A 24,751-nucleotide genomic window follows, 5' to 3' on the forward strand; every position below is an offset into this window, starting at 1 on the left:
GAAATGAATATTACCTTACAAGAAGAAATGGCTGCCCAATTGAAGGGCAAAGATTTCCTTGCTTTGGCTGACTATACACCGGAAGAAATCGAGTACTTAATTCATTACGGGATTGAGCTTAAGCGTAAGCAAAAGGCTAGAGAGCCTCATGCTGTGCTTGCCGGCAAGACGCTCGGGATGATTTTTGAGAAATCCTCGACTCGTACGCGTGTTTCCTTTGAAGTGGGGATGTACCAACTGGGAGGTCAGGCTTTATTTTTGAGCAAAAACGACCTGCAGCTTGGACGCGGTGAAACGGTTTGGGATACAGCACAAACGCTGTCCCGTTACCTCGATGGCATTATGATTCGTACTTATGAACACCGTAAGGTGATTGATCTAGCGCGTGGAGCGACGGTTCCGGTTATTAACGGACTGACGGATTATGCGCATCCTTGCCAGGTTATGGCAGATTATCAGACTGTTCTTGAGAAAAAAGGCCGTCTAAAAGGCATTAAAGTGGCTTACATTGGGGACGGCAACAACATGGTGCATTCCTTAATGGTAGGTGCAAGCAAATTAGGGATGGATTTCGCGATTGCTTCGCCTGAGGGATATGATCCTGACCAGGAAGTTATTCAGAATTCCAAGGAGAATGCTGCGCATTACGGCGGCAGCGTTCTTCTGACACGCGACCCTCGTGAAGCGATCGAGAATGCGGACATTGTCTACACGGATGTATGGGCGAGCATGGGCTTCGAGGCTGAGCAGCAGCAGCGGGAGATTGCGTTCAAAAACTATCAAATCAACGAAGATCTTGTGAAATATGCGAAATCGGATTACTTGTTCATGCACTGCTTGCCTGCACACCGCGGGGAAGAAGTGAGCGAGGGCGTCATTGACGGCGCACATTCGATTATTTTCGACCAAGCAGAGAATCGTCTTCATGCGCAAAAGGCTATTATGGCCGCGACCATGATATAATAAATAGATTTAGGAAACGGAGAGATTAGTAGACATGGCTAAGGAAAAAATCGTACTCGCTTATTCCGGCGGATTGGATACATCGGTTATTTTGAAATGGCTCAAGGAGACTTACGACGCCGAAATTATTGCTTTTACAGCGGATATTGGGCAAAAGGATGAGTTGGACGGTCTGGAGGAAAAAGCACTTCAAACTGGCGCATCCAAAATCTACATCGACGACCTGCGTGACGAGTTCGCCAAAGATTTCATCAACCCGATGTTTCAAGCGGCAGCTTTGTATGAAGGGCAATACCTGCTCGGCACGAGCATTGCGCGTCCTTTGATCGCGAAGCGCATGGTTGAAATCGCTCGCGCAGAAGGTGCTACAGCGATTGCGCATGGCGCAACCGGCAAAGGAAATGACCAAGTGCGCTTCGAGTTAACAGCTGCGGCGCTGGCGCCTGAGCTGTCTGTTATCGCGCCTTGGCGTTTGGAAGAATTCCGCGAGCAGTTCCCAGGCCGCGCAGAAATGATCGCGTATGCCGAGAAGCATGGCATTCCGGTAACAGCTTCCGCTGCGAAGCCGTATTCGACGGACCGCAACCTGCTGCATATCTCTTTTGAGAGCGGCATGTTGGAAGATCCTTGGTTCGATGCAGCAGCTGACGACAACAAAGGGATGTACGTCCTGAGCGTTGCTCCGGAAGACGCACCAGATCAAGCTGAATATATCGAACTTGAATTTGACAAAGGCGACTGCGTAGCCATCAACGGCGCGAAGCTGACGCCGCTTCAAGTTATGGAAACATTGAATGAAATCGGCGGCAAGCATGGTATTGGCCGTGTAGATATGGTAGAGAACCGTTTCGTCGGCATGAAGAGCCGCGGCGTGTACGAAACTCCAGGCGGTACGATCCTGTTCACGGCTCACCGCAAAATGGAATCCCTGACCATGGACCGCGATGTGATGCACCTTCGTGATTCCTTGATTTCCAAATATGCAAGTCTTGTATACAATGGCTTCTGGTTTGCTCCTGAGCGTTTGGCGATTCAAGCGCTTGTTGGAGAAAGCCAAAAGAACGTATCCGGTACAGTTCGCTTGAAATTGTACAAAGGCAACGTAATCGGAGCTGGGGTGAAAAGTCCAGTATCCTTATATAATCCGGATATCGCGACGATGGAAGCTGATCCAACGAAAGCTTACGATCAAGGCGATGCGACTGGCTTCATTCACTTGAATGCCCTTCGTTTGAAAGTATCTTCGGGTGTTGAGCAAAACGCTAAGAAGTAAGTCCATATAGGCTGTGAATCCGGGCTTTCCCTCGTGGAAAGCCTTTGGGCTGTAAAACAGAGAGGAGTGGGTGCACGTGTCAAAGCTTTGGGGTGGAAGATTTACGAAGCAAACCGACCAATTGGTTGAAGAATATACAGCATCAATCACGTTTGATAAGGAGCTAGCCGAGGAGGATATTCAAGGCAGCTTGGCCCACGTGACGATGCTTGGAAAGTGCGGCATTCTTCCTGCGGAAGATGTCGAGAAAATCAAGGATGGCCTCTATGCGGTTCAAGGCATGATTCGCCGCGGCGAGCTGGAATATACGATTCAGAATGAAGATATTCACATGAATATCGAAAAAACGCTGATCGATTTGATCGGTCCAGTAGGCGGCAAGCTGCATACGGGTCGCAGCCGTAACGATCAGGTAGCAACGGACATGCATCTGTACCTGCGCAAACGGGTAGTTGAGTTCGTTGGACACCTCATCAAGCTGCAGGAAGCCCTTCTTGATCAAGCGAAGAAAAACATCGATACGATTATCCCAGGGTATACGCATCTTCAGCGTGCTCAGCCGATTCTGTTCGCACATCACATGATGGCTTATGTCAGCATGTTTCAGCGTGATCTTGAGCGCTTGCAGGACAGCTACAAGCGCGTAGACATCCTGCCGCTAGGCGCTGGGGCGCTAGCTGGCACGACGTTCCCGATCGACCGCCATTTCGTGGCGGAGCAGCTCGGGTTCGGACGCGTGTATGAGAACTCCCTGGATGCGGTCAGCGACCGCGATTTCATCCTGGAGTTCCTCTCTAACGCGTCCATGATCATGATGCACCTTTCTCGCTTCAGCGAGGAAATGGTGCTCTGGTCTTCCACCGAGTTCGCGTTCGTTGAACTCGATGATGCATTCTGCACCGGCAGCTCCATTATGCCGCAGAAGAAAAACCCGGACGTGGCGGAGCTCGTCCGCGGCAAAACAGGCCGCGTCTACGGCAACTTGTTCGGTCTGATGACCGTGCTGAAGTCGCTGCCGCTGGCGTACAACAAGGACATGCAGGAGGATAAGGAAGGCATGTTCGATACGGTTCGTACGCTGCAAGGCGCGCTTCAACTGTTCGCTCCAATGGTCGCTACCATGAAAGTGAACACGGATCGTATGCGACAAGCCGTGAACCAAGACTTCTCGAACGCAACGGATATCGCAGATTACCTGGTTAACAAGGGACTGCCATTCCGTCAAGCTCACGAAGTCATCGGCAAAACGGTGCTGTACTGCATCCAGAACAAGAAATATTTGCTCGACATGAGCATCGAGGAGTTCAAAACGTTCTCAACGCTGTTCGAGTCCGATATTTATGCTGTGCTGCAGCCTGAGCAAGTCGTGAATGCCCGTAATGTTTACGGCGGAACGGCAAGTAATCAAGTGTTGGAAGCCATTGCCCGCGCTGAGCAGGTGTTGGCGCAGTCCAATGAGTGGTTGCAATCGTATCTAGAGAAGAGTAAATAAGTTTCTTTATATAAAAAAGCCTTCAACGTCATCCAAGTGGATGGAGTTGAAGGCTTTCTGCTGTTTATCTGTCGTTTATCTACCGGTGACCGAGATGTATCCAGTGTCGACGCGGATTTTTACTTTTTTGCTGCCGTCTCCGAGGGTACCTTTGGCCGTGTGATGGTCTTCACGATCTACAGTAAGACCAGGCACTTCCAGATTAGCGCTGCCCGTATCAGCACTTAGGTCGAAGCTGACATTCTTAGGTGTTGGCTCTAACGTAAGGCGGACACTGCCTGTATCGGATTCAAGGGAAACCGAATCGCCTATATCTTTTAATTTTGCCGTGATACCACCTGTATCTGTCTTGAGTTTTACGTCCCCTTGACCTTCTTGAATGTGAATACTCCCCGTATCCGCTTGTAAATTCAACAGCTTGCCTTCGAAGTGATCAAGTGAAATGTTGCCAGTATCCGTGTTAGCTGTCAGCTTCTCTGATTTCAGATCATTGAAGTTGATACTGCCCGTATCGGATGTAACGGTGATAGCTTTGTACATTTTGTCCGGCAGGGAGACTTCGGTTTTGAGGCCAAAGCCGCGGCCAGCAATCCAGTTTTTGAGTTCAGTGATGTCAAAACCAAAATTAATGTGATCATTTTCTTTTGTGCAAACATCTACGCGCCATACATTGTTTCCTTCTGTAGCTGCATCTACCGTGCATTCGTTAGCGTTAGTTTCTCGCATGGTACCCACTAAGCGCACTTTAATTTCATCGCCGTTTGTTGGGACGAAAGTGATGTTGGAGATATCGTTTTGAAGGATGAGCGTGTCGATATTTGCCGCTGCAATCTTCTTCTCGATATTAATATTGGAGATGCCTGCATTCAGATCTAAGGTTTTGAACGAAACAGCCGCACCGATGAGTCCAACTGCCAGGCAGGTAAAGCCAGTTAATAAGAAAAATTTATATCCTTTTTTCACGGCTTAAGCCCCCTTAATTAATTTGGCGTTGAATTGGATGTACGTCCAGCTGAGCTTGAAAAATATTTTGAGCAGCCAGGTGCTAAGCGTAGTGAGAATAACGCCAAAACCGAAGCAGGCTAGCATAGTAAATCCAATGAACTGCAGATCGCTGCCGACGTGTTCCATGAAGCTGCCGAGCATACCGGCAATCGGAGCGACGATTAGAGCGAAGCCTGATGCAAATAGCGCAATTAATGTTGCCAAGATGCCGAACCACGGACCAACAACGAACAGGAGATTGAAAAATCCCAGCGCAATGCTGACGATAATCGCTTTAAGGCCTGTTTCCTGCCTAACCGGATACGGGTAGGGAGGTTGCTGCGTATAATAAGGATTCCCATGAGGCGGCGGCGTGTAAGGTGGAGGTGTGTAGCCCCCTGCTTCTGGTGCCTGTTTAGGTGCCGCCGCTGGCTCAGGTCTTGTATATGTTTTCTCTAGTGGTGGAGCTTTAGGTGTTGGAGGTGCTTTAGGCGTTGTAGGTGTTTGTGGTGCTATAGGAGTCTGAGGAGCTTGAGGAAATGGCTCCTGTTTGGCACTTTTTGCAGGCTCCGGATTGCTGGCATTTGATACATCTTTCTGAGCATCCCAGTTAGGAACCCGCGGATAACCTAGCGACTGTGCTACCTCATCTTCGTGCTTGCCGTTCTCAACCGCTTTTTGGAACAATTCCTCGTAGACAGATAATATATTTTGGCGTTCCTTCTCAGGAAGTCCGCGTAGTCGATAGTTTAGTTCTTTGAAATAATCAATCTTGCTCATGGTTCATCCTCCTTATCTCGTATTGCGTATTCTTATCATAATAAAAAAAAGTCATAATGACCTAGTAACTACAGTCACATGACCTTTAGATGTTTGACACTTTTTATAGCTTAAAATAGTCACAACGATTACCGGAAGGAAGGCCCTTTGACGCCGTCTTCTAAAATAGGCTGGGGTGACTCAGGTGTGTCGCCCAATTCAGGTTTGATATCACCTCGGTTAGAGGCTACTAAGGTTGGTACAGGAGAGTACTGATCTTTCGAGACGAGCTCTTTGCTGACGAAAACGCCGTTTTCTCTTTTGATCCGATAGGTTTCAACTTTATAACCTGCTTTACCTGTGCTGATTGGCCGAGTAGCTCCTGGAGCTAGCGTTGTATTATGTAAGTATTTAATAGGCGGTTGAATTGTCTCTATGACGTTGGATTCGATGTCATAAGATATCGAGGGAGACATATGCCCGAACAGCTTGACGGTTACGTCGCGATCCGTGGTGACCGTTCGAATCAATAGATAAGCGTCGGTATTGTTGCGAAATCTGAAATTGATGTAGCCATTGGCGAAAGTCGCATCTTGTCCGAGCGTGACATAACTTACGGGCAGAGAGTGGTTACGCCGCTCAACAATAGCGAGCCCACTTCGCAAAACAGCATTGTACAGTGTTGTCGATACTTGGCATATGCCGCCGCCGATACCAGGAACGAGCTTGCCATTAAGGATAACCGGTGCTTCCTTATAGCCAAACTGGGTTTCTGTCTGTGCAATGATTTTGCTATAGTCGAACGTTTCTCCTGGGGCCATGAGCAAATCTTGAATAGACGCGGCGGTGGAACGAATATTGTGAATGCGCCCTTCGCCTGAAGCGGGAAACCTGGTAGTAAACTCTGAGATTTTGCGATCAATGCCTTGCTGTTTTAACGTTGCCACGGTTACTGTGGGACTTTGCTCGTACAAAGGAAGCGTCAAGCGAACCGGTGCAGCATTGTGAATATAGGAAATGGAGGGGGCGACTTCTTGCAAGTGTTCCCCCATATGTATGGTATCAATGCGAAGTACTCTGTGTTCCGGTTCATAATTTAGCGTGTCTTGAGCGGTCACAATTCGCTTGGCGGGCGCAGGCTGCTGGTTGTAAAGATCCTTCCAGGCCTCTTTGACCGCGGCGCTAAGCTGCTCGCCATTCACGGAAACCTCAAGCGGAATATCAGCATGACGAAGCTCCCAGCGAGCTTTGATCCGCTGAAAGGGTGAGGCTTCGAACAACTGGGCCATAGATTGAGTGAGAGCATCATCATGATATTCGACGCCTAACTGTCCAAGGGTCAATTGCCGATTGGCGATGTCCGGATAGGAAGTCTGCAATTGGACGGGGAAAGCAGACAGCAGTTCAAGCCGCTCCTCGTATTGCTGCTGGAACGTATCATAAGGCATGCCGCCGACGCGCCAGCCGGCAACCGTGAATTTAGGAGGCAATGTGCTCTGAGAACCATACAGGTATAGAGCGATGCTAAGTGAACTAAGTAGTCCTATGGTGATTGTTGTATAGAAGGTTACTTTTCTGATGAGGGGTGGCATGTACAGCGGCTCCTTTACATACGAATGAGTGAAAGGCCTGTACTTCCATATGTATCTTCCTTGCGACCATTTTATTACTAAAACCTTGCAACCCTTAAATGTGTACAAATCATGATATAATGACAGTAAACAACAGGAATTTTGAACGGTTTTAGAAGGAATTTCCCCTTTCGTGTCGAACTCCTTAAAGCTGTCTGTACAGCAGAGAGACTTTGGGCTCCGCTCAAGGATCCCTATACTAGGATGTGATATTGTGATCGAAATGCAGGACGTATGGAAAACGTACTCCAACGGTACTCATGCATTGAGAGGGATTAATGTAAAAGTAGACCGCAACGAGTTTGTCTATGTTGTCGGACCTTCCGGGGCTGGTAAATCGACATTTATGAAATTGATGTATAGAGAAGAAAGACCGACTAAAGGCCAAATTTTCGTGAATGGATTCAATTTAGAAAAGTTGAAACAGCGTAAGATACCCTATTTACGTCGAAATATCGGAGTTATTTTTCAAGATTATCGATTGCTGCCGAAACTGACTATATTCGACAATGTAGCCTTTGCCATGGAAGTGATTGAAGCACCGAAGAAACAGATTAAGAAGCGAACGATGGAAGTGCTTGAACTTGTGAAGCTGAAGGACAAAGCGGGTTCCCTCCCATCCCAACTATCCGGTGGTGAGCAGCAGCGTGTGGCCATTGCCCGGGCAATAATCAACAATCCATCCGTCATTATCGCCGATGAACCGACAGGAAATCTCGACCCTGACACATCGTGGGGAATTATGAAACTGATGGAAGAAATTAACTTCCGTGGTACGACAATCGTCATGGCTACGCATAACAAAGAAATCGTAAATACGATGCGTAAAAGAGTCATTGCAATCGAGAATGGCCTTATTGCTCGTGACCAGTTACGGGGGGAATACGGCTATGAAGATTAGTACATTCTCCCGGCACTTGCGGGAAGGTACTCGGAATGTTGTCAGGAACGGTTGGATGACGTTTGCATCGATCAGTTCGATCGCCATTTCGTTATTCATTCTCGGCATATTCGTGCTGATAACATTGAATGTAAATGATATTGCCAGCCAAATTGAGGATCAAGTTGAGATTAACGTGTACCTAGAGGTTAACACACCTCAGGATCAAATCACGGAACTTCAGACCCAAATTCAAGGTATACAAGGAGTCAAAACGATCAAGTTCGTTTCGAAAGAAGAGGGACTTGTCTATTTGCGTCAAAAGCTAGGGGAAAGCGGCAAAGCTTTGCTTGATGGCTTTGAAGGTGAAAATAATCCGCTGAATGATGCATTCACGGTTGAAGTGGATGATCCCAGAAATGTAGCCGTGGTAGCGGATCAGATTAGCGCACTTAATACAGGCAAGGATCCAAAACCTATCTATAAAGTGAATTACGGCAAAGGGACTGTTGAAGCTTTATTCAAAGTAACGCAAATTGTTCGTTGGGTCGGCTTTGGGATTGTGATTTTGCTATCCTTTACGGCGGTATTCTTGATTGCCAACACGATCAAAATTACGATTTTAGCCCGTCGCAAAGAAATTTCAATTATGAAAATGGTTGGAGCGACGAATTCGTTTATTCGTTGGCCGTTTTTTATAGAAGGAGCTTTACTCGGATTCGTGGGTTCTCTAATTCCTGCCTTAATTATTCTCGGCGGATACTGGAAGTTGCTGAATTTAAGTTCTTTAAACCTAAATTTATTGATGATTGAATTGACGCCTTTCGAGCAGATCGCTCCTACAATGATTGCCTTGTTATTAGGTATTGGCATAGTTATTGGTGTCTGGGGATCCCTAATTTCCGTCCGCAAGTTCCTCCGCGTCTAATAAGGAGGCTAAAAAAGCCCACTTTGATAACGAGGTTTAATCTTGAAGTATTTCGACGTCGAATCTTGAATGAAGCTGGGGCAGTGCGGTACTCATGTAGCTTGCTACACTCCGTTCCACCTGCCCTCACCTTCATCCAACCTTCTCGGTTTTGAAAGCGGGCTTTTTTAGCTTCTATTTCTATTAAAACATTTTCAAAGATTCAAAGATTGAGAGATAAGAGAATAGAGATTTGAGAGGAAGTCCAAATAAGCATCATGTTGTTCATGATGAGGAGGCTACGTGCTTGAAGAAGAAGATTCTACCCTTGGTGATGTCACTTGGGATTGCGGCTTCGCTAGCAGTTCCATTTGCGGGTTATGCCGCATCCACAACGGATAAGATCGATCAGCAGTTGACTCAACTTAAGAAGCAGAAGGCAGAAGCGCAGCAGAAGGCGCAAGACGCCGAGAATCAGATAGATAAAGTACATACTGAGAAAGACCAAGCCACCAAGGATATGAATACGCTTGTCCAACAAGTCAATGAGGCTAGTAAAAAACTTACGCTGCTCAATGAGCAAATTGATAAAGTTTCCGATGACTTAGAGGTAAACGGGAAGCAGTTGGATGAGGCGATAGCACGAGTAGAAAGCCGCGATCAAATGCTGAAATCCCGCGTGCGTTTGATGTATATGAACGGTTTTGTTTCCTACATGGACGTGGTGCTAAGTGCTACTAGCTTTTCTGATTTCTTGAACCGTATTGAAGCTTTGAAATCTATTGTAAATCAAGATAAAGTCGTGCTAGAGGCGAATAAGAAAGATAAAGAGATTGTCGCACAGAAGAAGGCAGAGACAGAGCAGCAGCTCGAGAAAGTCAAAAAGCTTTACGTGGATGCGGATGCCCTTAGAAACGATCTGCAGGCGAAGGAAAAAGCGAAGGAAGTCAAAATTGCTTCCCTTACGAAGCAAGAGAAGACTCTTGAAGATATTTCCGAAGAGAGCGATAAGTTAATTACGCAATTAGCGAAGCAAGAGGCGGATCTTCAGGCGAAGAAGCGCGCTGCGAGCAAAGCGAAGTCTCCCTTCACATACGCTGGAGGCAAGTTAGGCTACCCTTTGGCAGCGCAAGCGCCGCTTACGTCGGATTTCGTTAACCGGATTAATCCGGTTACAGGTAAAGCAGAGAATCATAAAGGCATTGATCTAGGCGCTCCAAAAGGGACAAGCATTCTTGCTGCGGAGAACGGATCTGTCATTTATGCTTCGTGGATGAACGGCTACGGTAACTGCGTTATCGTCGATCACGGCAATGGTTTGTGGTCACTATACGGTCATATTATGAATGATGGTATCTATGTCAAAGTCGGCGATGTTGTCAAACGGGGGCAGAAGATTGCCGGTGTTGGCTCGACAGGACAATCGACAGGGAACCATTTGCATTTCGAGGTTAGGCTGAATGAAACTCCGACCGATCCTAAACCGTTCTTACGATAGGACAACTTGGTTATAAAACGGGAAGAGCTTGTCATATACTACAAACAAGCGAACCCAAATGGGTTTTAGGAAAAAGGTGGTGAATCACGCTTTGCAATTCAAAGGACGCACGGTGATCGTTTTTGTTTTGTTAGCTATGTTTGCAAGCAGTATTGTTACATTGACGATAGTGGACCCAGCCTTCTCATGGGGGCGTAATGAGCAGCCAACGGGCAGCGCTGCCGCCTCAACAGGATCTTCGGCAGGACTGTCGAACAAGGATTTGAGTAAGATCTCAACAACCTTTCAACTCATCGAAAGTAAATATTTGAAACAGCCGGATCATGATAAGCTCGTTAACGGCGCGATCAACGGCATGCTGGAATCTCTGGAAGATCCATTCACGGTATATATGGATCAGAAGGAAGCGAAGCAATTCGATGAAAGTATTACGTCCTCTTTTCAAGGCATAGGGGCTGAGGTTTCAATTGAAGAAGGGAAGTTCGTCATCGTTTCTCCAATTAAGGGTTCTCCTGCGGAAAAGGCGGGTATTCAGTCCAAAGATGTCATCCTCTCTGTGAACGGCGAGAAGCTTGATGGTCTAACGCTTAACCAAGCAGTCATGAAGATCCGTGGTCCGAAAGGAACGCAAGCGAAGCTTGATCTTCTTCGACAAGGTGCTGGCGATCCAGTTCAAGTGATCGTAGTTCGCGATAACATTGACGTAGAAACAGTCTACGGAGAAATGTTACAGGATCAAATTGGGAAAATTGAGATTCGTCAATTCTCCTCGAATACAGCAGTACGCTTTGCGGAAGAACTGAAAAACCTGGAAGCCAAAGGGATGAAGGGACTCGTTATCGATGTTCGTAATGATCCAGGCGGTCTTCTGAACGTCGTTGTCGACATCGTTAATCCTTTCGTGAAAAGCGGAAAGCCGATCGTTCAAGTGGAAAATCGGGATGGCAAACGGGAGCCAACACCTTCAACTGGGACGGGCAAAAATTATCCAGTCTCAGTACTGATCAATAAAGGCAGCGCCAGTGCTTCAGAAATTTTGGCAGGTGCATTCCAAGAAGCGGTTGGAAGCAAAATTGTCGGAGAAACTTCCTATGGGAAAGGGACGGTTCAAGTCACTTTTGAGAAGGAAATGGGCGACGGCAGTAACATCAAGATGACCGTTTACAAATGGTTGACGCCGAATGGCAATTGGATTCACAAAACAGGTATTCAGCCGGATATCGCGGTGGAACAGCCGGCGTACTTCAAAGCAGCACCGCTATCCAAGAAAGCCGCGCTTAAACAAGATATGACGAGTGATGATGTGAAGAATTTGCAACTGATGCTGGCAGGTCTTGGTTTTAACCCTGAGCGTTCGGACGGTTACTTCAATGAGAAAACAACGACAGCCGTGAAAGCATTCCAACGGACGAATAGCTTGCCGATGACCGGTGAAGTGGATACAGAAACCGCGAACAAAATCGAGAAGCTGCTGTTGGATCAAATTCGCGAGCCTAAGAACGATTTGCAGCTGAAAGCCGCAATTGGACAGATTCAAAAGCAACTTGGGAAATAATTATTAGTGAGATGTTGGAAATTCGCAGCGTAAGGCAGGAAAATGAGCCCTCGCAGTCGAAATAGAATAGGAAGGGTGCTTCGGCAGCCTTCCTATTTTCTTTATACCGAGGAGACCGGAATCGTTATGGATGTTCTGATTCAACTCTTGGACAGACTGCTTCACGCGGTGGGGCAATTGTTTGCGAATCCTTTCTACTATATAGGTATTTTATTTATTGTGTTGCATTACCGGAAGCAAATTCAAATGGAACGTAAGTTATTTCATACACGGCTGCATTCCTTACTCAATGAGACGTGGAGAACGATTTTTTGGGGCTGGATTGGAGGCGTGTGTGCCTCCGTGCTGTTGCTGTTCGTGGGCGTAAACATTCAATTTGATGTAGTCATTTTATTATGGGTCATTACTGTCATCCTCGTCTTGCTCAGGGTGAGATTCCTTTGTTTGGCCTACGCTGTAGGCATCCTGGGAGTCGCTCAAGTGATCTTATCCTGGATTCCTGATATGGCTAGTCTGAAAGAGACTTTACCTATGCTGGATATCGTCGAACATGCGGACATTCCTTCTTTGCTGGTCATTGTCGCTGTTCTTCATCTGCTTGAGGGGATACTCACTCATTTCCAAGGAGCACGCATGGCGACACCGTTATTTCTAGAAGGGAAACGCGGGCAAATCATTGGGGGTCAACAACTGCAAGGCTTCTGGCCTGTCCCATTATTTTTGCTAGTCCCAATGAATGGTGGTAGCGACCTAAGTCTACCATGGGCAACATTGTTCGGTGCAAACCTCGCCTCAGGATGGACCTTGCTTGCCTTCCCGGCAATGATCGGATTCACAGAGTTAACGATTTCGAAACTACCACGCAAGCAAGCGCGTGCAAGCGCGAATCTGCTTTACCTGTATGGTATTATCCTACTAGCTGCTGCGGTTGCTGCCCATTTTTGGTCGGTGATTGTGTTGCTGGGGGCTTTGCTGAGCATAGCCTTGCATGAGGGATTGATCCGCTATAACCAATGGACGGAGGAGAAGCAAGTTCCTTTCTATGTCCATTCATCACGAGGGCTTATGGTGTTGTCTGTTGTTCCAAACAGTCCTGCGCAGGAAATAGGGATTCAAACTGGTGAAATCATTCATAAAATAAATGGCCACAAAATTAAGACAAAGGCTGACTTGCACTTAGCTATGGGTCTCAACTCAGCGTTCTGTAAGCTGGAAGTGCTGAATGAGGAAGGCGAGGTCCGCTTTCTGCAGCGGGCGATTTACAACGGTGATCATCATCAATTAGGCATTATTTTAGCTCCGGATCAGGATGCGTTGTACTTCACAGAGCATAGACCCGTGCACCTTTTCTCCTATTTGCGTGGGAAATTAACGGGTTTGCTAACGAATGATTCGACGAAATCCATGTAAAAAAGAAGACCCTATCTCTCTTATTTGAGAGGAAGGGTCTTTCGCTTATTTTGGAACGTTGGTTGGATTTAGCCCATCGCGCAGGACAATGATTTCAACGCGGCGGTTTTTGCTACGGTTTTCATCGCTGTCATTTGGAACCTTGGGCATTGTATCCGCATAGGCTGTCGCTATGAATTTGTTGTCATCGAGCTTAGCTGTATCGCTGAAATAACGGAGCACCGAAAGGGAACGAGCGAAGGAGAGTCCCCAGTTATCCTTGAAAGGGGAGCCCGTCGCGAGCGGCAAATCATCGGTATGGCCTTCAATGCTTACTTTACTGTTTAGCGTCGGGAAGAGCGAAGCGAGCTTTTGCAGAATAGGGGCCGAAGCTCCTTTGAGGTCTGCTTTTCCTAGATCAAATAAGAACAAATCATTCAGTGTAATCGCTACACCGCGCTCTGTATCACTTGCGGACACTTGCGCCTCTAGATTTTGATCTTTGATGTAAGCTTGCACTTGCTTCAAAAGATCTTGAAGCTCTTTCTCACGTTTTTCTTTCTCGTTCTCATCAGGTTTTACTTTATCTTTTTCTTCCTTCTGATCGTCCAGATTTTGCTTGGTGTAGTCTTTGTCCTTGCTGTCTGAGTCGCCTTGCTTTGGAGTCATTTGGCCGCTGATGCCCTTTCCTTTGTCCAAAACAGAGTCGGCTTTCTGGAACTGCATGTTTAATACTTGCGCCAGAACGGCATACTTTTGAACATCGACTTTACTCATCGCGTACATAATAATGAAGAAAACGAGCAGAAGAGTGATTAAGTCAGCATAGGTGATGAGCCATCTTTCATGATTGACGTGCTCTTCTTGCTTCTTACTTCTCCTCGCCATAGTCGGCTTCCTCCTCTATAGCTGGTGCTTTTTTGGACGATTTATCGTGGAGGAAGGAGGTCAGTTTTTTCTTAATTAATTGCGGGTTTTCGCCGGCTTGTAGTGCAAGAATACCTTCAAGCATCAGTTCCATTTCGGCAACCATTTCCTTGCCGCGCACTTTAATTTTGGTCGCAAGCGGTAGATAAATTAAGTTGGCGCTCATAACACCATATAGAGTAGCTGTGAAGGCAACTGCGATGGCTGGGCCGAGACTCGAGGGATCTTCAAGATTGCCGAGAACGTGAATGAGTCCCATAACGGTTCCAATAATCCCCATCGTAGGCGCATAGCCGCCTCCAGCTTCGAATATTTTTGCCATATTATCAACCTGGTGCTCAATTGCATCCATTTCAAGCTCGAGAATTTGTCTGGTTAATTCGGGATCAGTTCCATCCACGACCATGAGCAAACCATCTTTGAGGAAAGGATTGGTATGCTCCTGAGCGCGTTGCTCGAGAGCAAGTACACCTTCTCTTCGTGCAATAGAAGCCATGTCCACTAACTCTTCAATAGTAGCTGCTGGATCTCTCTTTACTTCCTTGAAAGCAATGCCCAGAGCTTTGGGGATCTTCGCCAGAATAGAAAGAGGGAAACTGACCGCTACCGCTCCAAATGTTCCGCCGAAAACGATTAACATGGCGCTCGGGATAATCAATGAACTAATGTGGCCGCCATCCCACATGTAACCGCCAATCAAACCTACAAGACCTAAGACTAAACCTAAAACCGTTGTCAAATCCATGACTATACCACTCCTATTTAGCGTAAAAAGAATTGGGGGCCCTACAAGTGGCCTGATGAAAGTGTGTTGGTGTCTCTTGATGGGGTATTCAGGCTGTAACAGATATTGCCGTTTGCATCAAAGATTTAAAAAGAGTATAATGGAAAAACCAGAACAAACATTCTTATGATGAGTTTGAATTGTTGCCATCATATATGTACGACAGGTTCCATAACTTTCTTTATCGGAAATTACAAAACGAAAATGAATAGGATAAAAGTTCGATTTATTACCAATAAGTGTAGGTGATTATTGATGAGTGAACTTGTTAAGAGCTCTAAGAAATTTGAGCTTGTTTCTGATTTTGCTCCACAAGGGGATCAGCCCCAAGCAATTGAAGAAATCGTTCAAAGTATTCAAGCCGGCAATAGACATCAGACGCTCTTAGGAGCTACGGGAACAGGGAAAACGTTCACTGCTGCGCAAGTTATTGCGAAGTTGAATCGCCCTACCTTGATTATTGCGCACAATAAAACATTAGCCGCACAGCTGTGCAGCGAATTCAAAGAGTTTTTCCCCCACAACGCCGTCTCCTATTTCGTGAGTTACTATGATTACTACCAGCCAGAAGCCTACATTGCCTCCTCCGACACCTACATCGAGAAAGATTCCAGCATCAATGAAGAGATCGACAAGCTTCGCCACTCCGCGACCAGCTCCTTATTTGAGCGCCGTGACGTTATTATCGTTGCGAGTGTGTCGTGCATTTACGGCTTGGGTTCTCCGATAGAATATGGTAATTTGCTGCTTTCTTTACGTGTGGGGATGGAGAAATCACGCAATGAGATATTACACAAGCTTGTGGACATTCAATATCAGCGGAATGATTTGAACTTTGTCCGGGGGACGTTTCGTGTCCGCGGGGATGTTGTTGAGATCTTCCCAGCTTCGCATGGTGAACAAGCGGTTAGGGTGGAATTATTCGGTGACGAAATCGAGCGGATCACGGAGATCAATGTATTGACGGGCGAGATTGTCGGCGAACGCGATCATATCGCGATTTTCCCAGCGTCTCACTTTGTGACGCACGAAGATACAATGAAACGCGCGCTTGTGAACATTGAGCGGGAGTTGGAAGAGCGTCTTGCCGAGCTGAAAGAGCAAGGCAAACTGCTTGAAGCGCAGCGACTGGAACAGCGGACGCGCTATGATATGGAAATGATGCAGGAGATGGGCTTCTGCTCAGGCATTGAGAATTACTCAGGGCCGCTGACATTCCGTGAGCGCGGAGCAACGCCGTATACGCTAATTGATTATTTCCCAGATGACATGTTATTCATGGTGGATGAGTCCCATGTGTCGCTGCCGCAAATTCGCGCCATGTATAACGGGGATAGAGCTAGAAAAGAAGTGCTGGTTGACCACGGCTTCCGCTTGCCCTCTGCGCTGGATAATCGTCCATTGCGCTTTGAGGAGTTCGAGGAGAAAGTTAATCAGATTTTATATATATCAGCAACACCGGGACCTTACGAATTAGAGCACTGTCCTGAAATGACACAGCAGATTATTCGTCCTACGGGCTTGTTAGATCCAATTATTGAAGTCAGACCGACGAAGGGTCAAATCGATGACTTGATTGCTGAGATTCATGATCGGATTCGGAAAGACGAGCGTGTGCTCGTTACAACGCTGACGAAGAAGATGTCAGAGGATTTGACGGATTACTTCAAGGAAATCGGCATTAAAGTTCGATATTTACACTCGGATATCAAAACATTTGAGCGGATGCAAATCTTACGTGATTTGCGTCTGGGTACCTTCCATGTGTTAATCGGGATTAACTTGCTCAGGGAAGGGCTAGATTTACCCGAGGTATCACTTGTAGCCATTTTGGATGCGGACAAAGAAGGATTTCTGCGTTCAGAGCGCTCCTTGATTCAAACCATTGGACGCGCAGCGCGTAACTCTGATGGGCGGGTTATTATGTATGGAGATAAGATTACGGACTCCATGGAGAAAGCCATTCGTGAAACGAGCCGCCGCCGTAGCATTCAGGAAGCTCATAATGAGAAGAATGGAATCACACCGCAAACGATCGCTAAGAAAATCCGCGATGTAATCGAAGCTACGAAGGTAGCTGAACAGAAGGCGGATTACTTGACCGATGTGAAGGGTGCGAAGATGTCGAAGAAAGACCGCGCATCCTTAATCGAGCGTTTGGAAGGCGAAATGAAAGAAGCTGCGAAGAATTTGCAGTTCGAGCGGGCGGCACAGCTGCGTGACGCTATTATGGAAATGAAAGCTGAAGCCTAAAAGGGCTTCAGCCTCACATAGGAGAGGAAGGTTACCCGTGTCTAGAGATCAAATCGTCATTAAAGGAGCTAGAGCTCATAATCTAAAAAATATCGATGTTACGATTCCGCGCGATAAGTTCGTTGTTTTAACAGGCTTAAGCGGCTCGGGCAAGTCGTCGTTGGCCTTTGATACGATTTATGCCGAGGGTCAGCGCAGATACGTTGAATCATTATCTGCATATGCCAGACAATTTCTAGGCAACATGGATAAGCCGGATGTAGATTCGATTGATGGTCTATCACCGGCTATTTCTATTGATCAGAAGACAACAAGCCGAAATCCGCGCTCCACAGTGGGGACTGTAACGGAGATTTATGACTACCTACGGTTGCTATACGCGCGTATTGGACGACCGCATTGTCCAACGCATGGCATTGAGATTACATCGCAAACCGTAGAACAAATGGTAGACCGCATCATGGAGTATCCGGAGCGCACTAGGCTTCAGATTCTGGCTCCTCTTGTTTCTGGACGCAAAGGCGAACACACGAAGCTCTTTACCGATGTTCAGAAGCAGGGCTTCGTAAGGGTACGCGTGAATGGTGAGACGATCGATCTCTCTGAGAAAATCGAGCTCGACAAGAACAAAAAACACACAATTGATGTTGTTGTTGACCGGATTGTAATCAAAGAGGATGTCCAAACACGTCTTGCCGACTCTTTGGAAACGGCGCTTAAGCTCGCGAATGGACGAGTTATTGTTGACATTATCGACAAAGAAGAGCTGATGTTCAGTCAGAATCTAGCGTGTCCGGAATGTGGTTTTAGCGTGGAAGAACTGGCACCAAGGATGTTCTCCTTTAACTCCCCGTTCGGGGCTTGTCCAGAATGTGATGGACTCGGCAGCCAGATGATTGTCGATCCGGATCTGCTAGTGCCGGATATGAAGCTGACGATTGAAGAGGGTGCGTTCGAAGCTTGGGCGGGCAGCACATCCAACTATTATCCGCAGTTTCTTGCGGCAGTTTGTGAGCACTACTCGATCCCTCGCAATGTCTCCGTATCGGAGCTTTCTAGTGAGCAGATGAAGGTTATTCTCTACGGCACAGGCGGAGAGAAGATCCGCTTCCGCTACGAGAATGATATGGGAGCGACCAAGGAAGCGCTGGTTCCGTTTGAAGGTATTATCCGTAACTTGGAACGCAGATTCAAAGATACTTTCTCTGAGGGCATCAGAGAGCATATCCAGACTTATATGAGCACGAAGCCTTGTCCGAAGTGCAAAGGGCAGCGTCTGAAGCCTGAAACACTTGCAGTGACGATCAACGGCAAGAACATTGCCCACGCAACTTCACTTTCGATCGGAGATGCGGAAGAATGGTTCAATGGGCTTGATCTGAACGAGAGAGACCTTACCATTGCGAACCTAATTCTCAAAGAAATCAGAGCACGCCTAGGATTCCTAGTGAATGTTGGTCTTGATTACTTAACGATGCATCGTGCAGCGGGTACGTTGTCAGGCGGAGAAGCACAGCGGATTCGACTCGCGACGCAGATTGGCTCCAGCTTAATGGGTGTTCTTTATATTTTGGATGAGCCTAGCATCGGGCTTCATCAGCGGGATAATACGCGTCTGATTCAGACGCTTGAACATATGCGGAACCTCGGTAACACGCTGATCGTCGTTGAACATGATGAAGACACGATGATGGCGGCAGATTACATTATCGATATCGGACCTGGTGCAGGTATTCACGGGGGGCAAGTCATCGCTCAAGGCACGCCTACAGAGCTTATGGCGGACGAAAACTCCCTTACCGGTCAATACCTTAGCGGGAAGAAGTTCATTCCGATTCCTGCGGTGCGCCGTAAGCCGAATGGCAAGTGGATCGAAGTCAAAGGGGCCAAAGAGAACAATTTGCGCAACGTTTCGGCTAAAGTGCCTCTAGGCGTGTTCACTTGCGTAACAGGTGTGTCTGGCTCCGGCAAAAGTACGTTAATTAATGAGATCTTATTCAAAACACTGGCGCGCGATTTGAATGGAGCGAAAGTTCGCCCTGGTGAGCATAAAGAAATTATCGGGCTTGAGCATATCGATAAGGTTATTGATATTGACCAATCGCCGATTGGTCGCACACCCCGTTCGAATCCAGCGACCTATACAGGTGTATTTGATGACATCCGTGATGTGTACGCCAATACGAATGAAGCCAAAGTACGTGGCTACAAAAAAGGTCGCTTCAGCTTTAACGTGAAGGGCGGCCGTTGTGAGGCTTGTCGCGGAGATGGCATTATTAAGATCGAGATGCACTTCTTGCCAGACGTTTACGTGCCTTGTGAAGTGTGCAAAGGCAAGAGATACAATCGTGAGACGATGGAAGTGAAGTATAAAGGCAAAAGCATTTCGGAAGTGCTCGAGATGACGATCGAGGATGGTTGCGAATTCTTCAAGAACTTGCCGCGGATTCATCGTAAGTTGACGACGCTTCTAGATGTTGGCCTGGGCTACATGACACTCGGCCAACCGGCAACGACGCTGTCCGGGGGCGAAGCCCAGCGCGTGAAGCTTGCGGCGGAGTTGTATCGCCGCAGCACAGGCAAGACGATCTATATCCTGGATGAGCCCACTACAGGGCTCCACATCCACGATATCGATCGTCTGCTGAAGGTGCTTCACCGCCTAGTAGAGAGCGGTGAAACCGTGCTTGTCATCGAGCATAACCTCGATGTGATCAAGACGGCGGACCACCTCATCGATCTAGGCCCCGAAGGAGGCAGCCGAGGCGGTCTGATCGTGGCTTCCGGTACGCCGGAAGATGTTGTGAAGGTGGCCGGTTCCTATACCGGCCAGTACTTGAAACCGATCCTCGAACGGGATCGGGAGCGCTCGGAGAACTATGCGAAGCGGTTAGAAGTGTTGGAAGAGTCGGTCGGCTAAGCGGCCGAATTGAAGCGAGGTCTCACGGATGAATGCCGTGGGGCCTTTTTTTATTTGGGGATGTAGGGACATCGGCCCACAATTTTTCGAACGCGTCACGAAAGTGTTTCAGGCGTTGTATCGCCGCGAGTTTGAATGAGAACTAGGGTCCGTTATATCTCGGAATAACCATGGTGCTGCTCTGGTGTAGGGAACTCTGTTCCTCTAATACGCCAAACACAGTGTCACTTGATAGATTTTTCGCTAAATAAGACCCTGTAGTCCTGTTTCAACTCTCGCTGGACTATCAGCCAATTTCACATTAAGCTGATCCGTGTTCATTCGTCAGGATTTTCATAATTCCGACTAATTTACCATGGCTTTTGTTAATACTTAATTGGATTCGACAATTTAACCCTCTATCAAAAAATAAGTGAATAGTCCTATAATTAAGATAGTAAATGCAACAAGACACACCTAGCTGACTATTCAGGAATCGAGAGATATAAGCTGTATAAATCTATTACTTCATGGAGGATTGCTATGAAACCGACGTTAGACATACAGGAGATTGTATCTGCTTTAGGAATAGATCCATTTCGCTTTTTGGACTGGCAGGAAAAAGAAATAGGGCTGAAGGATCAGCCAATTACACCAATCGAGGAGCACAAAGATACACTCTCAGCCTATGGATTAATGGCGTAGGAAGTAGTTCTATACATAAAATAGTCAGCTAAACCCGGGTGTCTTCAGAGACGTTCGGGTTCTTTCATTTCGAATCCATAATGGGGGAGTAGGAGCTGTTATAAAGGGGTAAAAAGAAGGGCATTTTAACCTTTAGGGTGTAATATTTTCCGCATAAGGTGGTTAATCTAACCAAAAGGTGACAAACTTGTTACACATGCGCCTAATCACTTGCATCTAGTGTCCAATCAAGCTAACATAGAATTAAAATAGCAGGACGTGTGCCTTGCACCGAGTTATCAGAAGGAGGTTTCACCATGTTATTCGCGGAAGAAGCAGCAGCAGCAACAACAAGCACGTATACAAGCTTTGATATTTATGTTTTGATTTTCACAGTGATTCTTGTCATTGCAGTTGTCAGACAATTGATGTCACCAAAAAAGAATTTGTTTGCCCTAGGATTCGCGGTAGTTTCCTTGCTCGTATTCGGCCTCATGGATTATGTTATGATCACAGGCTGGTAATTCAGAGCTAACCCATGCTTCACAAGATAAAAGCCCACAGGACCAAGATCGTAAGATCATCGGCACCTGCGGGCTTTTTTTATTGCCAGGGAGGGGCTAAGCGGCTAACCGCTTATACCCACCACATTTCTCCAAGCGGCTCTTTGATGAGAACTTGTTGAAGGTTTTGAACAGCTTTCGAGAAGCCTTCTTCAACGGACATCAGTCCGTCTTCGTGCTCAATACTCACGACATAGTCGTATCCGACAAGGCGCAGAGCGCTGATGATGTCAGCCCATACTTTCATGTCATGACCGTAGCCAACGGAGCGGAACTGCCATGCGCGATCCAGCATGTTTGCATAGGACTGCATGTCCGTAACGCCATAACGGTTGACATTGTTAACATCCATGGATGTGTCTTTCGCGTGGAAATGGTGAATCGCGCCTGCGCGGCCGAGAATTTGTACGGCTTGTACAGGGTCAATTCCTTGCCACCACATGTGACTCGGGTCAAGGTTGGCACCAATCGCATCACCGGCTGCTTCACGCAGACGAAGAAGGGTAGCTGGTGTATGTACGGAGAATCCGCCGTGCAGTTCCAAGCCAATTTTGATATTACGGTCAGAGGCATATTTACCTGTTTCCGTCCAGTAAGGAATGACTTTATTTCCCCACTGCCAGTCAAGGATCTCTTGGAAATCGTTCGGCCATGGAGCTACAGGCCAGTTTGGATATTTGGCATCCTCGTGATCACCAGGGCAGCCTGAGAAAGTGTTAACCACAGGAACTTCAAGGCGCTCAGCAAGATCAATCGTTTGTATAATAGCATCATGGAATTCTTTCGCAATTTGTTTTTGCGGGTGCAGCGGGTTTCCGTGAACGCTCAATGCACTAATCGTCAAACCACGGGATTCCACCGCATGTTTAAAAGCTTTTAATTTCCCAGCATCAGCAAGCAGCTCAATTGGGTTGCAATGCGCATTACCAGGGTAGCCCCCAGTACCAATTTCGACAGCTTCTAAACCTTTAGAAGCAACATAATCGAGAGCTTCCTCCAACGGTTTTCCACCGAACAGAACCATAAAAACGCCTAACTTCATTAGGTACACCTCCATAAATGGTAAACAGCCACACAAATTATACCACTATCATCCTGTAAAATGAAGCAAGCCTTTATAGATCCGCAGAACCGTTTCATAATTTGAGCTGTAAATAATAACGGAGAACGTCACCAAGACTTGCGTCACGAAACAGCGGAAATAGAAATAGGTTTTAGAAACTTTCTTTTTATTTACCGTTGTAATTTTGAAAATGTTCTCAATTGCAAGAATGATCCCGTGATAGAGACCGTAGAAGAAATAAAGCCATGTAAAACCATGCCACAAGCCCATCAAGACCATAATTAAAATGGACAAGCCCGAGGCAACCCAACGGGAAGGCACCGTACGTGAAAAGAACATGAAGATATGATCACGGAAAAAATCGCCCAGCGTCGCATGCCAATTACGCCAGAATTGTGTCATGGAAGGCGAAAGTAACGGCCGCTTGAAGTTTTCAGGCATTGTATAGCCCATCAACCGCCCAAATCCGATCGCCATATCCGAATACCCGGAGAAATCGAAGTAAATGAGCGCATAGAACCAAACGAGCAGAAACAATGACTGATGCGTGTGTAAGTCTTGCTTCAGTACTTGATCGAAGACGCTGGTCATCCAAGTGACGATGACGATTTTTTTGAATAAGCCCAAAATAATGCGTTTGACACTGTCCTCGAAGAGGGCGGCGTCTACGGTGTATGGTTTCTTACTGTCGGCCATAAAATCACGGAATTTCAAGATTGGCCCTGAAGTAAAGGTCGGGACAAACAGCAGATAATTCGCATAATCGATGGCTGGCACTTGGCCGTCTTTTCCAAAGAAATAAGCAAAATAGTAAGCATCAATCACTTTCAAGACATTGTAGATGAGTCCAAGATAGATGACGGTGTCGAACAACGGATTGTGGAAAACTCCCATGATGAAAAGCCGGACACCTAGAAAAACGCCGATAATATTAGCGGCAAGCGCAAATATAAAAGTAGCTTTACGCCATAAGGTCGTGCGGCATAGATACACAAATCCAGCGTAATTAATCACTGTAAAAGCAGCGTAGAAAACGAGTAGTTTCTGGCTGTACAGCAGTAAAAAGCAGAGACTGAAGATAATCATCAGAATACGTTTGTTGTCGGCCCACTTGCGGGTGAGCATCAGAACGGCAACCATGCCAATCATAGCGATAATTGCGTTCATTTGCATATAAAACATAGCTTTAGAACTCCTCGCTTGGAAAGCCCGATTAGAATTTCTCGTAGATAAATAGGCCCTTACCGGTAAAATAAATGAAAACCAGATACAGCATCACGAGATAGATGAGGACTTCGGCTATTTTCCTAAGGATTTTAACCATGTGTCCACCTCCTTCGTAAATAGCGGAGCGCCTTCTTCGCGGTTTAAGTGTACAAGATCATGAAAATACTTGGGATCGTACGTATGCATCAAATCCAGCACCGGTACTCCGGCAGTCTTCAATTGGCTGTTTACCGCTTCCTTCAAGGAAGCTACGTAAGGTGGATCGGCATAGCCTTTGTTCCACGGCATCCAGATGACCCGCAAATGAAGCTGGTGTTCTTCAGCATAGCGAATGACCCATTGCATGGCGTCCAGATTTTTTTGGAAATCCTTCAAAGTCATGGAGCCAAAACGTTTGTCGTATTCGGTCCATTTCGATTTCAGGAAGGCATCGTCCTTACGGCCAGGATACAGCTCTTTATCTATCCAGCGCGGCTCGTAGGCTAAACTACCTTTGCTTAAATTACGAACGAATTCTTCGCCAGAATCACGGAAATAGTCACGGTAGGTGTACACATAAGGTTGGTACCACGGTTTGAACCATTGATAGGTCGGGTCCGTTTCGAGTGGATCGAGCATCGTATGAACATCAATGCCGATCACGAGTTCATCACGAACCTGGTACAAATTATGCGAGAGAATTCCCTGGAGATCGGTGATCTTACCATAGGAAAGCCCCATCTCCACCAAATGGGCATCGGATTTCTCTTCTATATAAGCACCAGTTACAGCCGAATTACCGAAGAAAACCGGACCCGATTGGGACCAGTCGTGGTGGTAGAGTGTTTTGGTAAAGTCGTTTTTGTAGAAACGGCGCGAGCTAACCATCGGGTTCCACCAGGAGATGAGAAGGTCCGAAACGACGATCGCTAGCAGCAGGCCGAGCACGAAGCTATTCTTTTTAAGAAATGTGGCTGCTTTCAACGGAATCACTCATTATCTTTGATTAGGATGGGGCCCACAGCTGACTTCAAATGATCA

General features: G+C 46.8%; 20 protein-coding genes. 12 read left to right on the forward strand and 8 right to left on the reverse strand.

Annotated elements, in window-relative coordinates; genetic code table 11:
• The first annotated feature begins 3 nt into the window (after positions 1-3).
• The 3 genes from argF to argH all read left to right on the forward strand — a co-directional run bounded on the left by argF (position 4) and on the right by argH (position 3,728).
• Positions 4-963 carry an ornithine carbamoyltransferase gene (gene argF / locus AC58VC_RS31950; RefSeq protein ID WP_497374941.1) on the forward strand — a complete coding sequence of 320 codons (960 nt, stop codon included), beginning with the start codon at positions 4-6 and terminating at the stop codon, positions 961-963.
• A gap of 34 nt (positions 964-997) precedes the next feature.
• Positions 998-2,236: an argininosuccinate synthase gene (locus tag AC58VC_RS31955; protein ID WP_161410075.1), complete on the forward strand. Its 1,239-nt coding sequence runs from the start codon at positions 998-1,000 to the stop codon at positions 2,234-2,236.
• A 76-nt stretch (positions 2,237-2,312) separates the two neighbouring features.
• Entirely contained in the window at positions 2,313-3,728 is a 1,416-nt protein-coding gene (gene argH / locus AC58VC_RS31960; protein WP_497374943.1) for an argininosuccinate lyase, read from the forward strand.
• Between the two features lie 75 nt (positions 3,729-3,803).
• Here argH and AC58VC_RS31965 read toward each other — a convergent pair whose 3' ends face one another.
• The 3 genes from AC58VC_RS31965 to AC58VC_RS31975 all read right to left on the reverse strand — a co-directional run bounded on the left by AC58VC_RS31965 (position 3,804) and on the right by AC58VC_RS31975 (position 7,063).
• A complete protein-coding gene (locus AC58VC_RS31965; RefSeq protein ID WP_497374945.1) occupies positions 3,804-4,691 on the reverse strand; it encodes a DUF4097 family beta strand repeat-containing protein in 888 nt (295 codons plus the stop codon).
• Positions 4,692-4,694: 3 nt separating this feature from the next.
• Positions 4,695-5,492: a DUF1700 domain-containing protein gene (locus AC58VC_RS31970; RefSeq protein WP_497374947.1), complete on the reverse strand. Its 798-nt coding sequence runs from the start codon at positions 5,490-5,492 to the stop codon at positions 4,695-4,697.
• Positions 5,493-5,620: 128 nt separating this feature from the next.
• On the reverse strand, positions 5,621-7,063 hold the full coding sequence (locus AC58VC_RS31975) for a VanW family protein (protein ID WP_497374949.1): 1,443 nt from the start codon (positions 7,061-7,063) through the stop codon (positions 5,621-5,623).
• A 253-nt stretch (positions 7,064-7,316) separates the two neighbouring features.
• Here AC58VC_RS31975 and ftsE point away from each other — a divergent pair, with 253 nt between their 5' ends.
• From ftsE to AC58VC_RS32000, 5 genes are all read left to right on the forward strand, one after another.
• Complete coding sequence (gene ftsE, locus AC58VC_RS31980) at positions 7,317-8,003, forward strand: cell division ATP-binding protein FtsE (RefSeq protein WP_161410070.1); 687 nt, start codon at positions 7,317-7,319, stop codon at positions 8,001-8,003.
• Positions 7,993-8,910: a permease-like cell division protein FtsX gene (ftsX, locus tag AC58VC_RS31985; RefSeq protein ID WP_497374951.1), complete on the forward strand. Its 918-nt coding sequence runs from the start codon at positions 7,993-7,995 to the stop codon at positions 8,908-8,910. The genes ftsE and ftsX overlap by 11 nt, the downstream gene beginning before the upstream one ends.
• Positions 8,911-9,196: 286 nt before the next feature.
• Complete coding sequence (locus AC58VC_RS31990) at positions 9,197-10,387, forward strand: murein hydrolase activator EnvC family protein (protein WP_497374953.1); 1,191 nt, start codon at positions 9,197-9,199, stop codon at positions 10,385-10,387.
• 91 nt (positions 10,388-10,478) lie between these two features.
• The gene (locus AC58VC_RS31995; RefSeq protein ID WP_497375014.1) at positions 10,479-11,942 is read left to right on the forward strand and encodes a S41 family peptidase; all 1,464 of its coding nucleotides are present in this window, start codon (positions 10,479-10,481) and stop codon (positions 11,940-11,942) included.
• 126 nt (positions 11,943-12,068) lie between these two features.
• Positions 12,069-13,352, forward strand: a complete 1,284-nt coding sequence (locus AC58VC_RS32000) for a PDZ domain-containing protein (RefSeq protein WP_497374955.1) — start codon at positions 12,069-12,071, stop codon at positions 13,350-13,352.
• 45 nt (positions 13,353-13,397) lie between these two features.
• Here the strand turns inward: AC58VC_RS32000 and AC58VC_RS32005 are convergent, their stop codons facing one another.
• Both AC58VC_RS32005 and AC58VC_RS32010 read right to left on the reverse strand, forming a co-directional pair.
• Positions 13,398-14,219: a flagellar motor protein MotB gene (locus tag AC58VC_RS32005; protein WP_497374957.1), complete on the reverse strand. Its 822-nt coding sequence runs from the start codon at positions 14,217-14,219 to the stop codon at positions 13,398-13,400.
• Positions 14,203-15,003 (reverse strand): flagellar motor protein, encoded by an 801-nt coding sequence (locus AC58VC_RS32010; protein WP_497374959.1) that lies wholly within the window; start codon positions 15,001-15,003, stop codon positions 14,203-14,205. The genes AC58VC_RS32005 and AC58VC_RS32010 overlap by 17 nt, the downstream gene beginning before the upstream one ends.
• A 294-nt stretch (positions 15,004-15,297) precedes the next feature.
• Between AC58VC_RS32010 and uvrB the strand changes: the two genes are divergently transcribed.
• The 4 genes from uvrB (at position 15,298) to AC58VC_RS32030 (ending at position 21,402) form a co-directional block, all read left to right on the forward strand.
• On the forward strand, positions 15,298-17,295 hold the full coding sequence (gene uvrB / locus AC58VC_RS32015; protein WP_497374961.1) for an excinuclease ABC subunit UvrB: 1,998 nt from the start codon (positions 15,298-15,300) through the stop codon (positions 17,293-17,295).
• Between the two features lie 37 nt (positions 17,296-17,332).
• Positions 17,333-20,215, forward strand: coding sequence for an excinuclease ABC subunit UvrA (gene uvrA / locus AC58VC_RS32020; RefSeq protein ID WP_497374963.1), 2,883 nt, complete (start codon positions 17,333-17,335; stop codon positions 20,213-20,215).
• A 522-nt stretch (positions 20,216-20,737) separates the two neighbouring features.
• Positions 20,738-20,899 (forward strand): hypothetical protein, encoded by a 162-nt coding sequence (locus AC58VC_RS32025; protein WP_497374965.1) that lies wholly within the window; start codon positions 20,738-20,740, stop codon positions 20,897-20,899.
• A 296-nt stretch (positions 20,900-21,195) separates the two neighbouring features.
• The gene (locus AC58VC_RS32030) at positions 21,196-21,402 is read left to right on the forward strand and encodes a DUF2759 family protein (protein ID WP_497374967.1); all 207 of its coding nucleotides are present in this window, start codon (positions 21,196-21,198) and stop codon (positions 21,400-21,402) included.
• A gap of 112 nt (positions 21,403-21,514) precedes the next feature.
• Here the strand turns inward: AC58VC_RS32030 and AC58VC_RS32035 are convergent, their stop codons facing one another.
• The 3 genes from AC58VC_RS32035 to AC58VC_RS32045 all read right to left on the reverse strand — a co-directional run bounded on the left by AC58VC_RS32035 (position 21,515) and on the right by AC58VC_RS32045 (position 24,703).
• Entirely contained in the window at positions 21,515-22,483 is a 969-nt protein-coding gene (locus AC58VC_RS32035; RefSeq protein WP_161410060.1) for a sugar phosphate isomerase/epimerase family protein, read from the reverse strand.
• 48 nt (positions 22,484-22,531) lie between these two features.
• On the reverse strand, positions 22,532-23,686 hold the full coding sequence (locus AC58VC_RS32040) for an MBOAT family O-acyltransferase (RefSeq protein WP_497374969.1): 1,155 nt from the start codon (positions 23,684-23,686) through the stop codon (positions 22,532-22,534).
• A gap of 117 nt (positions 23,687-23,803) precedes the next feature.
• On the reverse strand, positions 23,804-24,703 hold the full coding sequence (locus tag AC58VC_RS32045) for an SGNH/GDSL hydrolase family protein (RefSeq protein ID WP_497374971.1): 900 nt from the start codon (positions 24,701-24,703) through the stop codon (positions 23,804-23,806).
• Positions 24,704-24,751: the final 48 nt, after the last annotated feature.

This window comes from Paenibacillus sp. J22R67 (assembly GCF_059692175.1).